14 protein-coding genes are annotated in these 13,973 nt (G+C 63.3%); 2 read left to right on the forward strand and 12 right to left on the reverse strand.

The genetic code is table 11. The features are described from left to right. Positions 1-16: 16 nt before the first annotated feature. A complete protein-coding gene (locus GQ59_RS08915; RefSeq protein WP_037080103.1) occupies positions 17-1,534 on the forward strand; it encodes a tripartite tricarboxylate transporter permease in 1,518 nt (505 codons plus the stop codon). Between the two features lie 48 nt (positions 1,535-1,582). On the opposite strand, the gene GQ59_RS08920 is transcribed toward GQ59_RS08915, so the two are convergent. From GQ59_RS08920 to GQ59_RS08955, 8 genes are all read right to left on the reverse strand, one after another. After that, on the reverse strand, positions 1,583-2,512 hold the full coding sequence (locus GQ59_RS08920) for a glutaminase (protein WP_037080104.1): 930 nt from the start codon (positions 2,510-2,512) through the stop codon (positions 1,583-1,585). A gap of 39 nt (positions 2,513-2,551) precedes the next feature. Continuing rightward, positions 2,552-3,064, reverse strand: coding sequence for a MarR family winged helix-turn-helix transcriptional regulator (locus GQ59_RS08925; RefSeq protein WP_037080105.1), 513 nt, complete (start codon positions 3,062-3,064; stop codon positions 2,552-2,554). Between the two features lie 2 nt (positions 3,065-3,066). Continuing rightward, positions 3,067-3,750 carry an ABC transporter ATP-binding protein gene (locus tag GQ59_RS08930; protein WP_084683102.1) on the reverse strand — a complete coding sequence of 228 codons (684 nt, stop codon included), beginning with the start codon at positions 3,748-3,750 and terminating at the stop codon, positions 3,067-3,069. After that, the gene (locus tag GQ59_RS08935; protein ID WP_037080108.1) at positions 3,750-4,499 is read right to left on the reverse strand and encodes an ABC transporter ATP-binding protein; all 750 of its coding nucleotides are present in this window, start codon (positions 4,497-4,499) and stop codon (positions 3,750-3,752) included. The genes GQ59_RS08930 and GQ59_RS08935 overlap by 1 nt, the downstream gene beginning before the upstream one ends. After that, positions 4,492-5,469, reverse strand: a complete 978-nt coding sequence (locus tag GQ59_RS08940; RefSeq protein WP_037080321.1) for a branched-chain amino acid ABC transporter permease — start codon at positions 5,467-5,469, stop codon at positions 4,492-4,494. The genes GQ59_RS08935 and GQ59_RS08940 overlap by 8 nt, the downstream gene beginning before the upstream one ends. Before the next feature lie 4 nt (positions 5,470-5,473). Continuing rightward, complete coding sequence (locus GQ59_RS08945; protein WP_037080109.1) at positions 5,474-6,397, reverse strand: branched-chain amino acid ABC transporter permease; 924 nt, start codon at positions 6,395-6,397, stop codon at positions 5,474-5,476. Between the two features lie 9 nt (positions 6,398-6,406). Beyond that, complete coding sequence (locus GQ59_RS08950; protein ID WP_037080110.1) at positions 6,407-7,543, reverse strand: ABC transporter substrate-binding protein; 1,137 nt, start codon at positions 7,541-7,543, stop codon at positions 6,407-6,409. A gap of 142 nt (positions 7,544-7,685) precedes the next feature. After that, positions 7,686-9,311 carry an AMP-binding protein gene (locus tag GQ59_RS08955; RefSeq protein WP_037080112.1) on the reverse strand — a complete coding sequence of 542 codons (1,626 nt, stop codon included), beginning with the start codon at positions 9,309-9,311 and terminating at the stop codon, positions 7,686-7,688. A gap of 202 nt (positions 9,312-9,513) precedes the next feature. On the opposite strand from GQ59_RS08955, the gene GQ59_RS08960 reads away from it, so the two are divergent. After that, complete coding sequence (locus GQ59_RS08960) at positions 9,514-10,338, forward strand: alpha/beta hydrolase (RefSeq protein WP_037080113.1); 825 nt, start codon at positions 9,514-9,516, stop codon at positions 10,336-10,338. Here GQ59_RS08960 and GQ59_RS08965 read toward each other — a convergent pair. From GQ59_RS08965 to GQ59_RS08980, 4 genes are read right to left on the reverse strand one after another with little or no spacing between them, the layout of a single operon-like run. After that, positions 10,335-10,856, reverse strand: a complete 522-nt coding sequence (locus GQ59_RS08965) for a winged helix DNA-binding protein (RefSeq protein WP_084683104.1) — start codon at positions 10,854-10,856, stop codon at positions 10,335-10,337. The two genes, GQ59_RS08960 and GQ59_RS08965, sit on opposite strands and share 4 nt — an antisense overlap. A 54-nt stretch (positions 10,857-10,910) precedes the next feature. After that, entirely contained in the window at positions 10,911-11,891 is a 981-nt protein-coding gene (locus GQ59_RS08970) for a TRAP transporter substrate-binding protein (protein ID WP_037080115.1), read from the reverse strand. Between the two features lie 34 nt (positions 11,892-11,925). Then, positions 11,926-13,239 (reverse strand): TRAP transporter large permease, encoded by a 1,314-nt coding sequence (locus GQ59_RS08975; protein WP_037080117.1) that lies wholly within the window; start codon positions 13,237-13,239, stop codon positions 11,926-11,928. A gap of 3 nt (positions 13,240-13,242) precedes the next feature. Beyond that, the gene (locus GQ59_RS08980; protein ID WP_051903874.1) at positions 13,243-13,827 is read right to left on the reverse strand and encodes a TRAP transporter small permease; all 585 of its coding nucleotides are present in this window, start codon (positions 13,825-13,827) and stop codon (positions 13,243-13,245) included. Positions 13,828-13,973 lie beyond the last annotated feature (146 nt).

The following is a 13,973-nucleotide window of genomic DNA, read 5'->3' on the forward strand; positions in this document are numbered from 1 at the left end:
CCCTGAGAGTAAGATCATGAGTACATTCGAATTCCTTCTCCAGGGGCTCGTGTCGGCAATGGAGCCGATGAACCTCTTCTATGCGCTGATCGGCGTGACGCTCGGCACCATGGTCGGCGTGCTTCCCGGCATCGGTCCGGCAACGACGGTCGCCCTGCTTCTGCCGGTGACCTACCAGCTGGATGCGACCGGATCGCTGATCATGTTCGCCGGCATCTATTACGGCGGCATGTATGGCGGCTCGACGACGTCGATCCTCCTGAACACGCCGGGCGAAAGCGCCTCGATCGTCACCGCGCTCGAAGGCAACAAGATGGCCCGGGCGGGACGCGGCGGCCCGGCCCTGGCGACTGCGGCGATCGGGTCGTTCGTTGCTGGCCTGATCGCGACGCTCGCGCTTGCCTTCATCGCGCCCTACATCGTCAAGCTGGCGCTGGTCTTCGGTCCGCGCGAATATTTCGCGCTGATGGTTCTGGCCTTCGTCACCGTCTCCTCGGCCTTCGGCAATTCGACGCTGCGCGGCCTCACCTCACTGTTCATCGGACTTGCCCTGTCGCTCGTCGGCATCGACCAGCTGACCGGCCAGAACCGGCTCTCCTTCGGCGTTCCGGACCTGCTCGACGGCATCGAGGTGACCACGATGGCGGTCGCGATGTTTGCGATCGGCGAAACGCTCTATATCGCCGCCCAGGGCGAAGCCGCACCGGACAAGATCGAGGCGATCCGGGGCTCGGTCTGGATGACGGCGCAGGATTGGGGGCGCTCCTGGAAAGCCTGGCTGCGCGGCACGGTGATCGGCTTCCCGATCGGCGCAATGCCGGCCGGCGGGGCGGAGATCGGCACCTTCCTGTCCTACGCGACGGAAAAGCGCCTTTCCAAGCACCCGGAAGAATTCGGCAACGGCGCGATCGAAGGCGTGGCCGGCCCGGAAGCGGCCAACAATGCGTCTGCCGCAGGCACGCTCGTACCGCTCCTGACCCTCGGCCTGCCGACCTCGGCGACCGCGGCGATCATGCTTGCCGGCTTCCAGCAATACGGCCTGCAGCCGGGCCCGCTTCTGTTTGCGACCAACCCGCAGCTCGTCTGGGGTCTGATCGCCTCGCTTTTGATCGCCAACCTGATGCTGCTCGTCCTCAACCTCCCGCTGGTCGGCCTGTGGGTGAAGCTGCTGACCATTCCGAAGCCATGGCTCTACGCGGGCATTCTGGTGTTCGCCACGCTCGGCACGATCGGCGCCAATCCCTCGGTGTTCGAACTCGGCATGCTGCTGGTCTTCGGACTCGTCGCCTACATCATGCGCGTCTTCGACTATCCGATCGCGCCTGTAATCGTCGGCCTCATTCTCGGGCCGCTTGCCGAGCAGCAGCTCCGCCGCGCGCTGGCGATCAGTCAGGGTGACGTGACGGTGCTGTTCACCTCGCCGATCGCCGCCGTGCTGCTGAGCGTCGCAGCGATCGCCCTCGTCCTTCCCCTCATCCTGCGTGCACGCGGACGCGGTGATGCCCTATCGCAGATGGCAGCCAGCGAAGACTGATTACAAAGCTGCCAACAGACTGAAGGCCCGGCTTCGGCCGGGCTTTTTTTATTGCCCGAACACCGACCAGCCCGTTCTGGTGGCCAACATTTCGAGCGCCAGCGAACCCAGCAGCGAATTGCCGTTGTGGTTGAGACCCGGCGACCAGACCGCGACCGACGCCTTGCCCGGCGCCACCGCCATGATGCCGCCGCCGACCCCGCTCTTGCCGGGCAGGCCGACACGGTAGGCGAAATCGCCCGATCCATCGTAATGGCCACAGGTCAGCATCAGCGCATTGATGCGCCTTGCCCGCTGCTTCGAGACTACGGTGTGCCCTGTCAGCGGATTGCGGCCCGAGGCGGCGAGGAACAGGCCGGCCTTGGCAAGCTGGGTGCAGGTCATGGCGAGCGCGCAGTGGTGGAAATAGACACCAAGGACATGTTCGACGGGATGGTCGAGCTTGCCGAAGGAGCGCATGAAATTGGCGAGCGCGAAATTGCGGAAACCGGTCGCCTGCTCCGACTTCGCCACCTCCGGATCGATGGCGATCGAATCGTCATCCGCCAGGTAACGCACGAAGCGGACGATCTCGCCGATCGCCTCTCGTGGCGTATGTCCCGCCAGCACCAGATCGCTGACGGCGATGGCGCCGGCATTGATGAACGGATTGCGCGGCTTGCCTTCCTCGTGCTCGAGCTGGACGATCGAGTTGAAGGCGGAGCCGGACGGCTCGCGGCCGACCCTATTCCAGGTGGTCTCGCCATGCTTTCCGAGCGCCAGCGTCAGCGTGAAGACCTTCGAGACGCTCTGGATCGAGAAGGGTTCGTCGCAATCGCCAGCCTTGAAGACCTGGCCATCGACACCGATGATCGCCATTCCGAACTTCTTCGGATCGACATGAGCGAGCTGCGGGATGTAGTCGGCCACTTTGCCTTCGCCCAGACGCGGCGTCAGTTTCGCGTGGATCTCGTCGACGATCGCCTGCAGGTCTGCCATCTCTTCACCCCGAATTGTTGCGCCCCAAGACGAGCCTTACTATTCGAAGGCGCTGCCGGAAAGATGGTTGCTGGCGGAAGCCTTCACCGCGCCGATCTCCGACCACAACGAGGCGATCATCGCCGGATCGACATCGGCCATGATATCGCGCAGCCAGCCTTCGTGGGCGGCTGCCATGGCGACAAACAGCTCGGTACCGGCGGGGGTCAGCTTGGCGACGGTGACGCGGCGGTCCCCGTCCGGCGTGACCCGCTGCACGAAACCGTCCGTCTCCAGCCGCTCCACCAGGCCGGTCACGTTGCCGTTGGTCACCATGGTGCGCTTGGAAAGCTCGCCGAGCCTCAAGCCGTCCGCTTCGCGATAGAGCTGCGCCATCAGATCGAACTGGGGAAGCGTCGCGCCGAACTCCGTGCGGAGCCGGCGGCGGATTTCCGTGGTGATCAGCTTGGTAGTGGAAAGCATGCGCAGCCAGAGCCGCGTCTCAGGCTTGTTCTTCCCATGCGGGCCATGGGCGATCAGTTCCAGGTCGGCGCTTGCCGCTTCTGCTTCCATGCCTATACCCCGAGATATCGATCCTGCAATTCCGTCGTCAGGTCCGCGGGCCTGCCGCTCCAGGCGCTTCTTCCGTTTTCAAGGATGACACAGCGGTCCGCAACCGGCAAAAGCTCCGAAAGCGTCTTATCCACCACCAGGATCGACAAACCCTCGGCTTTCAGCCGCCGGATCGCCTTCCAGATGTCCTGGCGGATGACCGGAGCAAGGCCTTCGGTCGCCTCGTCAAGAATGAGCAGGCGCGGATTGGTCATCAGCGCGCGGCCGATAGCCAGCATCTGCTGCTCGCCGCCGGAGAGCGATCTCGCCATTTGCGCATGACGCTCAGACAATCGCGGGAAGAGTTCGTTGACGCGCTCCAGCGTCCATTGGCCCGGCCGGGCGGCGGCGACAAGGTTCTCGTGGACCGTCAGGTTCGGGAAGCAACGGCGGCCTTCCGGCACCAGGCCGATACCGAGCTTGGCGACATGATGCGGCCGCTTGCCCTTCGTATCCGTGCCGCCGATCTTCACGCCACCGGCGCGGGGCGGGTTGAGATTGCAGATGGCGCGAATGGTGGTTGTCTTGCCCATGCCGTTGCGGCCCATCAGGGCGACGGCCTCGCCTTCCGCGACCGACAGGTCGACGCCGAAGAGGGCCTGGCTTGCGCCGTAGAATGCTTCGATCCTGGTGACATCGAGCAGCATCAGGCGTGGTCTCCGAGATAGGCGGTGCGCACGGTCGGATCGCGGCGGATTTCCTCCACCGTTCCCGTCGCGATGATGCGGCCGTAGACGAGAACGGAAATCCGGTCGGCGAGGGCGAAGACCGCATCCATGTCGTGCTCGACCAGCAGGATCGGCGCTTCATGCCGTAATGTATCGAGGAAGCGGGTCAGCGATTTCGAGCCTTCCGGGCCCATTCCGGCCATCGGCTCGTCGAGCAGGAAGGCTTTCGAGCCAAGTGCCAGCGCCATGGCGATTTCGAGCTGCCGGCGTTCGCCATGGGAAAGCTCGGCGGCCGGAATGCGGGCGCGGGCGGTGAGGCCGACACGTTCCAGCATGGCCATGGCGGTGTCGATCAGCGACCTGTCGCGCATGACCGGTTTGAAGAAGCGGAAGCTCGAACCCTGCTTGGCCTGTACCGCCAGCATGACGTTGCGCAGGCCCGAGAAATCCGGTGCGATCGACGAGACCTGGAAGGTGCGGCCGAGGCCAAGCTGAGCGCGCTGCGCCACGCCGAGCGAGCCGATATCCTGCCCGGCAAAACGGATCGTACCGCTGTCCTGCCGGAGCGTGCCGCAGATCTGGTGGATCAGCGTGGACTTGCCGGCGCCGTTCGGGCCAATCAGGGCGTGGATCTCGCCCGGACGCAGGTCGAGCGTCACGCCATCCGTGGCCCGCAGCGCGCCGAAATTCTTGGCGAGATTGGAGATCTGGAGAACCGGCTCAACCATGTTTGGCCTTTCCGGCAAGCAGGCCCAGGAGCCCGCCGCGCGCAAACAGCACGACGACAAGCAGGATGAGGCCGAGGAAGAACTGCCAGCGTTCGGTGAGGCCACCGAGCGCATATTCGAAGATCACGTAGAGTGCGGCGCCCGCCAGCGGCCCGAACAGCCGGCCGGTGCCGCCGAGAATGATCAGCACGATCAGTTCGCCCGACATGTGCCACGACAGCATGGATGGGCTGACGAAGCGGTTGAGATCGGCAAACAGAGCGCCGGCAAGGCCGGTGACCGCCGCCGAGATCGCAAAGCCGGTCAGCCGGATGCGGTAGGGCTGGATGCCGACGGTCGCGACGCGCACCTCGTTCTGCCGTGCCGCCTGCAGCGCCGTGCCGAAGCGCGAGGCGCGGATCAGGGCGAAGAGGGCGAGCGCCAGAAGCAAGACGACGTAGCAGATCAGGAAGAAGGTCAGCGGCCGCATGGTGTTGACGCCCGGGAACTGATTGCGGACGAGGATCGACAGGCCATCCTCGCCGCCATAGGCCGGCCAGGAGATCGCGAAATAATAGACCATCTGCGCGAAGGCGAGCGTGATCATGATGAAATAGACGCCCGATGTCCGGAGGCTGATTGCGCCGATCGCCAGGCCGACAAGGCCTGAAATGATCACCGCGACAATCCAGATCACCCACATCTGCTTCGTCCCGGACAGGCCGAACAGCAGCGGATCGCCGGAAAAGGCGTGAGCCGCCAGGATGCCGGCGACATAACCGCCGATGCCGAAGAAGGCGGCATGACCGAAGGAAACGAGGCCGCCGAGGCCGAGTGCCAGGTTCAGGCCAGTCGCGGCGAGCGCGAGGATGGCGATGCGGGTTGCAAGCGTGACGTAGAACGGCTGGCCGAACGCGTCCGCAGCAAAGGGCACGGCGAGCAGCACGGCTGCCAGGATGAGGTTGATGAGGCTTTCGCGGGTCACGATCATGATCTCACGCATGCGCCGCGGGGAAGAGGCCGCGCGGCTTGACCGCGAGAATGACCGCCATGACGATATAGATCAGCATCGAGGCCGCCGCGCCGCCGATCATGCCGGCCTGGGCCGGGGCGACGAACAGCGCCAGGATCTTCGGCAGGAGGAAACGGCCCATCGTATCGGTGACCCCGACCAGCAGCGCGCCGAGAAGAGCGCCCTTGATCGAGCCGATGCCGCCGATGACGATAACCACGAAGGCGAGGATCAGCACCGGTTCGCCCATGCCGACCTGCACCGACTGCAGCGCGCCGACCATGGCGCCGGCAAGGCCTGCGAGTGCCGCGCCGAGCGCGAAGACGACGGTATAGAGGGTGCGGATATCGACGCCTAAAGCGCCAATCATCTCGCGGTCGCTTTCGCCGGCGCGGATGCGCATGCCGAGACGGGTCCTTGAGATCAGCAGGTAGAGGCCGAAGGCGACGATCGCGCCGGCAAGGATGATCGCCAGGCGATAGACCGGATATTCCGTGCCGCCCGGCAGCGCAACGGCGCCCTGCAGAAGCGGCGGGATATCGAGATAGAGCGGGAAGGAGCCGAACAGCCAGCGCGTGCCTTCCGAAAACATCAGGATCAGCGCGAAGGTGGCGAGCACCTGGTCGAGATGGTCGCGGTCGTAGAGCCTGCGGATCACCGCGAGCTCGACGACCGCCCCCGCGGCGGCGGCCGCGGCGAGGCTGGCGATCAATCCGATCCAGAACGAGCCGGTCCACGCCGCCACGGTGGCGCAGGCGAATGCGCCGACCATGTAGAGCGAGCCGTGAGCAAGGTTGATCAGGCCCATGACGCCGAAGATCAGCGTCAGCCCGGCAGCCATGAGAAACAACATGACGCCGAGCTGCAGGCCGTTGAGCAACTGCTCGAGAGCAAGTGCCAAAGTCACAGGCAGGCCTTAGATCTTGCAGTCTTTGGCATAGGCATCGCCGTGATCGGCGAAGATCTTCTCCACCGTCTTGTTGGTGATGACGCCGTTCTGCTTCACCACTTCCGTCAGGTAGATGTCCTGGATCGGGTGCTGGTTGGTGTTGAACTTGAATTTTCCGCGCGGGGACTGGATGTCTGCCTTCTTGAGTTCGGCGCCGAAGGCATCGGCGTTCTTGACGCTTGCCTTGGAAGCGGCCGACAGGATGAGCTGGGCGGCGTCATAGGCCTGGACGGCATAGATGGACGGCAGGCGGTTATATTCCTTCTGGAAATCCGCCAGGAACTTCTTGCTCGCGGCATTGTCGAAATCCGGAGCCCACTGGCCGGACGCCTTGGCGCCGACAGCCGCATCGCCGATTGCCGGCAGAACGTCCTGGCTGAAGGAGAAGCCCGGGCCCATGACCGGGATTTTGACGCCCGACTGAGCGAACTGCTTCATGAAAGCGATGCCCATGCCGCCGGGAAGGAAGGTGAAGATACCATCGGCGCCGGAGGCGCGCATCTGGGCGATTTCGGCGGCGTAGTCGGTCTGGCCGACCTGGGTGTAGACCTCAGCGGCGAGCTGGCCCTTGTAGTAACGCTTGAAGCCGGTCAGCGAATCCTTGCCGGCCGGATAGTTCGGGGCGAGGATGAACATCTTCTTGTAGCCCTTGTTGGCATATTCGCCCATGGCTTCATGAAGGTTGTCGTTCTGGTAGGCAGCGTTGAAATAGAGCTTGTTGCAGTTGGCGCCGGCAAGCGCGGCAGGCGCGGCATTGGTCGAGACGTAGAACTTGCCCTGGGCCACGGCGCTCGGGGCAACGGCCATCAGCAGGTTCGACCAGACGATGCCGGTGAGGATGTCGACCTTGTCGCTCTGGATCATCTTGTCGGCGATCTGCACGGCCAGTTCCGGCTTCTGCGCATCGTCCTCGGTAACGACGGTAATGTCCTTGTTGCCGGCATTCTTGATCGCCAGCATGAAGCCGTCGCGCGTATCGATGCCGAGGCCGGCGCCGCCGCCCGAAAGCGTGGTGATCATGCCGATCTTCAAAGGCTCGGCGAAAGCCATGCCGGTGGTGCTAACGCTCAGCGCCAAAGTGGCTGCAGCAAGCATTTTCTTCATATGACGAACTCCCGTTTGTTGTTTTGTCGTTCCCGATGCCTTCGACGGACTTCGACATCCGCCGGGTCTTCTTTGTTTTCCACATTCGGGTGGAAACTTCCACTGCGCATATGCGGCGAAATTCAACCGCGATTCATTATGGTTACGCCGAGGGCTTCTGCTTCAGGCGGAAGCGCTGGATCTTGCCGGACTCGGTCTTCGGCAGCGCATCGGTGAAGACGACCGAGCGCGGATATTTGTAAGGGGCAATCACCGCCTTCACATGATCCTGCAAGATCTTGACCATCAACTCGCCAGCCTCGAAGCCCTTCGCCAGCACCACATGCGCCTCGACGATCGTGCCCCGCGCCTCGTCCGATGCACCGATGACTGCGCATTCCAGCACGGCATCGTGCTTCAGAAGCGCGGCTTCGACTTCCGGACCGGCAATGTTGTAGCCGGCCGAGACGATCATGTCGTCGGAGCGGGCGGCGAAGTGGAAATAACCGTCCTCGTCCTCGACGAAACTGTCCCCGGTCAGGTTCCAGCCGTCCTTGACGTAGTCCTTCTGGCGGTCGTCGGCGAGATAGCGGCAGCCGATCGGCCCCTTGACCGCCAGCTTGCCGATCGTGCCGCGCGGTACTTCGTTCATGTCGTCGTCGACGACGATCGCCTCGTAACCGGTGAGCGGCTTGCCGGTGCAGGCCGGCCTGGAATCGCCGAGCCGGTTCGAGATGAAGATATGCAGCATCTCGGTTGCGCCGATGCCGTCGAGGATCGGCTTGCCGGTCTTCTTGACCCATTCGTCGAAGACGGGGCCTGGCAGGGTCTCGCCGGCGGAAACGGCGATGCGCAGCGATGAGAGATCGGCACCCGCATCCATCGCCGCCAGCATGGCGCGATAGGCGGTCGGCGCCGTGAAGCTGATCGTCGCCTTGTAGGTCTCGATGATCTCGATCATCTTCGGCGGCGTGGCCTGCTCCAGAAGGGTCGCGGCAGCGCCGAAACGGAGCGGGAAGACCGCAAGGCCGCCAAGGCCGAAGGTGAAGGCGAGCGGCGGGGAGCCGACGAACACGTCGTCCGGCGTCACGTCCAGCACTTCCTTCGCATAAGCATCGGCGATGATCAGGATATCGCGATGGAAATGCATGGTCGCCTTCGGCACGCCCGTGGAGCCGGAGGTGAAGCCGAGCAGGGCGACGTCGTCGCGGCCGGTATTCACCGCTTCGAAACGCACCGGCTTGTTGAGCGCCGCCCGATCGAGCTCGGCGTCATGGTTGGCCGTGCCGTCAAAGCCGATCACCTGTTTCAGGAACCGGCTTTCCTTGGCGCAGGCGACCAGTTCGTCCATGAGGCGCGTATCGCAGAGCGCGATCGAAATCTCCGCCTTGTCGATGATCTTGGCGAGTTCGCCGGACCGCAGCATCGGCATGGTGTTGACGACGACAGCGCCGGCCTTGGTCGCGGCCAGCCAGCAGGCGACCATGGCCGGGTTGTTGGCGGAGCGGATCAGCACCCGGTTGCCGGGTTTCAGGCCGTAATCCTCGGTCAAGGCGCGAGCGATGCGGTTCGTCCAGTCGGACAATTCCTTGTAGGTGCGGCGGCGGCCGTTGCCGATGAGAGCGGTGTTGTCGCCGAAGCCGCGCTCGACCATGCGATCGGTGAGTTCGACGCCCGCATTCATCCATTCCGGATAATCGAAGCCATCAAGCCTGATTTCCGGCCACTGATCCGGAGGCGGAAGATTGTCGCGGGCAAACGTATCCAGATGGCCTGACGGTCCCAGCATATTTTCGTTCCCAAGCGTTTTTTATATAGCGGCTTTTTGCCTTTCACTCAGAAAAGCACTGCTTTCCCTCGGTTGCAAGAGAGAAAGTTTAAGTTTGTAATAATTTTCCTCCTGACGATTTTTGAAGCTGCGACGGGCTTCCAAGCGGGCTGATGCGGTGACAGTATGACGTTCGAAATCAAGCGGATCGAGAGAAGTGAAGATGCGTCATAGGATTAGCGACTGGGACAATGCCTATGCCAACGGCATCAACATTCCCCAGGGCGACCGCTGGCCGGCGGCATGGGTGGAGCCCGCACGACTTTATCGCGAGACGCTTGCCGCTGCGGGCAGGGCCCGGCTCGGCCTTTCCTACGGCGAGAAGCCGCGCAACCAGTTCGACCTTTTCCTGCCGGCATCCGAACCAGCCGGCCTCGTCGTCTTCGTCCATGGTGGCTTCTGGATCGGGCTCGACAACAGCTACTGGTCGCAGTTCGCGAAGGGTTCGGTGGAGCGCGGTTATGCCGTCGCCATGCCGATGTACACGCTGGCCCCGGAGAACCGCATTGCAGGCATTACGGCGGAAATCGGCAGGGCGATCGAGGCTGCCGCAAAGGAAGTGGCAGGACCGATCCGGCTGATCGGCCATTCGGCCGGCGGGCATCTGGTGACGCGGATGATCTCCGCCACGTCACCGCTGCCGGAAGCGGTGCGCAGCCGCATCGTCAATACGGTCTCATTGTCCGGCGTGCACGATCTGCGACCGATCATGAAGACGAAGATGAACGAAAAGCAGCGGATCGATGCCGAGGAAGCCTATCGGGAAAGCCCGGCCCTGCTGGAACCGTTGCCGGGAGCGCGGGTGACCTGCTGGGTGGGGGGCGGCGAACGCGCCGAATTCATCCGTCAGAACGCGCTGCTTGCCAGTATCTGGAAGGGACTGGGCGCCGAGACGGAAGCCGTCGAGGAGCCGGACAGGCATCATTTCACCATTCTCGACGGCATGGCGGACCCTGCCCATCCGCTGATGGATGCTCTGTTTTCCTAAAGCGATGCGGCTGCGCGAGCCGCCTGGTCGTAATGGCCGGACAGCGCGCGCAGGCGGGCTGCCATGGCCGACAGGGTTTCGCCCGAAACCTCGGTGGCAAGCACCGACTTGACCAGCAGTTCCTCGCGCACCGCCGCATAACGCTTGCAGGCTTCGGCGCCCACTTCCGTCACCATGACCAGCTTTTCCTTGCCGCGGCGGCCGGATTTGATCAGCTTCAGCCGTTCGAGCTTCTTCAGCGCGTAGGTCACCACATGCGTGTCCTCGATATTGAGGACGAGCGCGATATCGGCCAGCGTCTTTGCCTTGTTGCGGCTGTTGATATTGTGCAGGACGAGGATATCGATCGGCGACAGATCCGGCACGCCGGCGGCCGACATGCACCGGACCATCCAGCGGCTGAAGGCGTGGTTCAGCATGATCATGCCGAACTCGATCTCCGACAGCGCCGGCAAAGCCCCGCTCGCCAGGTGCCCGGAGGATACGATCGGGCCGAATTCACTCTTTTCCGATGCCATGATTTTTCCTCCCCGGACAAGCGCCGCAGGCGGATGCCTGCGGCGCTCCTCAAATCACATCTTCTTGTAGGCGTCCAGAATGGAGGCGCCGTCGGCACCAGCCTTCTTCGACCAGTCTTCGGTCAGCTTGGCGCCGACATCGGCCAGGCCCTTCTTGAGATCGGCGCTCGGTTCGAGAACCTTCATGCCGTTCTTCTTGAGGGTTTCCATGTAGGCCGAGGTCTTTTCGGCACCAAGCGCCCAGCCGCGGGTCTCTGCGGCAGCGGCTGCATCGGTGACCGCTTTCTGGACGGCCGGGTCAAGGCCAGCGAAGGCGGCCTTGTTGACGAAGATGACGTTCTTCGGGATCCAGGCCTGGGTGTCGTAATAGTGGGTCAGCGATTCCCAGATCTTGCTATCGACGCCAGTGGCGCTCGAGGTCATCAGGCCGTCGATGACGCCGGTTGCGAGAGCCTGCGGCAGCTCGGCCGCCTGGACGGTCACCGGCTGGGCGCCGACGAGATCGGCGATGCGCGACGTGCCGACGTTGTAGGCCCGCCATTTCAGGCCCTTGAGGTCGGCGGTGCTGTTGACGTCCTTCTTGGTAAAAATGCCCTGCGGCGGCCACGGCGCTGCATAGAGGAGCTTGAGGCCCTGCGCATCGAGCGCCTTCTCGATCGCCGGCTTGGAGGCAGCATAGAGCTTCTTGGACGCATCGAAGCTGGTTGCCAGGAACGGCACGACGTCGATGCCGAAGACCGGGTTTTCGTTCTCGTGCAGCGAGATCAACACTTCGCCGGCCTGGGCCTGGCCGGTCTGGACGGCGCGCTTGATATCCGGCGCCTTGAACAGCGAGGCGCTCGGATGAACGGTGATCTTCAGCTTGCCGCCCGAGGCCGTTTCGACGTCCTTGGCGAACTGCATCAGGTTCTCGACATGGTAGTTCGCCGGCGGATAGGCCGACGGCAGAACCCAGGCGGTCTGGGCGAGAGCGGCGCCGGAAGCCGCCAGAAGCGCTGCGCCGGCAAGGCCCGAACGAACGAGAGTAGAGAGCATTTTCCTCATATCAGTTCCCTTTTTCTTTCTCTGATTAACCCGGGAATGCCATTTTCGGCAGAACCATCACGATTTCCGGGAAGACCGTAATGATGGCGACAGTCGCCACAAGCAGGAAGAAGAACGGCAGCGAGGCGCGGGCGACAGTCAGACTGTCGCGGCCGCTCATCGTCTGCAGCACGAAGAGGTTGAAGCCGACCGGCGGCGAGACTTCCGCCATCTCGACGATCAGCACCAGGAAGATGCCGAACCAGACGAGATCGAAACCGGCCTGCTCGATCATCGGCAGGACCACGACCGTGGTGAGCACGATCATCGACAGGCCGTCAAGCGCTGCGCCGAGCAGGATATACATGACCGTCAGCACCGCGATCAGCGCATAAGGGCTGAGATTGAAGCTGTCGACCCAGGCGGCGAGCGCGTTCGGAATACCGGTATAACCCATGGCGATCGACATGAAGCCGGCGCCGGTCAGGATCAGCATGATCATGCAGGTAAGCCGTGTGGCGCCCATAACGCTGTCCCAGAAGGCCTTCATCGTCAGCGTCCGCGACCAGGCGGCGATGGCAAGCGAGCCGAGCACACCCCAGGCTGCACATTCCGTCGCCGTCGCCCAGCCCAGAATGAGGGTCGCGAAGACGAGTACGATGAGCAGCGTGACGGGGATGAGGTTGGCCGATTCCCTGAGCTTCTCCATGAAGCTCATCTTCGGCGGTGCGGGCGGTTGCTTGTCCGGGTTCAGAAGCGACCAGACGATGATGTAGCCGGAATAAAGCACCATGACGATGATGCTCGGCAGGAAGCCGGCAAGGAAGATCTGGATGATCGAGACATTTGCCGCCACCGCATAGACGACCATGGTGATCGACGGCGGGATGAGGATGCCGAGCGTGCCGGCGCCGGCGAGAGAACCGAGGCTGACCATCTCGTCGTAACCGCGTTTCTTGAGCTCCGGCAGGGCGATCTTGGCGATCATGGCGGTGGTGGCGGCCGACGAGCCCGAGATCGAGCCGAACAGGCCGCAGCCGAGCACGTTGACATGCATCAGGCGGCCAGGCAGCCAGCCGAGCCAGGGAGCGAGGCCGCGGAACATCTCTTCCGACAGCCGGGTGCGGAACAGGATTTCCCCCATCCAGACGAACAGAGGCAGGGCCGCGAGCGACCAGGATGCGCCGCCACTCCAGGAATTGGTGGCGAGCACGGCGCCGATCGGGATGCCGGGAACGAAGAGCATGGCGATAAAGCCGCAGATCAGCAGCGAAATGCCGATCCACACCCCGCCGGCCAGCAGCGCAAGAAGGGCGACAAGAACGACGCCGGCGATTTCAACGAGTTCGATCGTGCTCATGGATCACGCCCCGCTCTGCATGGCGCGCTCGATGACTTCCTCGGCCGTTTGCGGCTCCGGCTTCTCATAGCGCGGCGAGCCGCCGAACAGGACATGGAGGAGTTCGTCGACGAAGGCGATTGCCAGGATGATCAGGCCGCCGCAGAAGCCGAGCTGCGGTATCCACAAAGGCACCGCAATGACGCCCTGCGACAGGTCGTTGAACTGCCAGGAGGTCTTCGTCATGTCATAGGCGAACCAGGCGAAATAGACCGCAGCGGCAGTGCCCGTGGCCAAGGCAAAAATTTCGATGAGCTGCCGCAGACGGCCCTTGAAACGCTCGATCAGCAGTCCGACACGGATCATTTCGCCGGAGCGGAATGTGTGGGCGAGGCCGAGGAAGGCGCTTGCGGCCATGCACCAGGAGGCGAAATCGTCACCGGACGGCACGTCGATATCGAGCGGGCGCCCGGCCGAGAGCCCCAGCATGATCAGGAAAATGGCGACCAGAAAAAGCCCGGCGAGATAGCCGGAAAACAGATAGAGTCCATCCAGCACCTTCCGGAGCCAATCCGGGAATATGCTGTGGCGGGGATCAACGGAGGACATGGATGGCCCTCCCGTTACAGGATCTTGAAAACGGCATGGTCGGCTCCCCTCGGTTGCCGGTTATCCGGGTGGAGCTCTTGGCGGCTTCCTGCCCGTTCAGCGAGCATGATGCTTCAATGTGCATTTTCCTGTCAACTAATCATTGA

The sequence above is a fragment of the Neorhizobium vignae genome, from assembly GCF_000732195.1.
GTDB classification, from domain to species: domain Bacteria; phylum Pseudomonadota; class Alphaproteobacteria; order Rhizobiales; family Rhizobiaceae; genus Neorhizobium; species Neorhizobium vignae.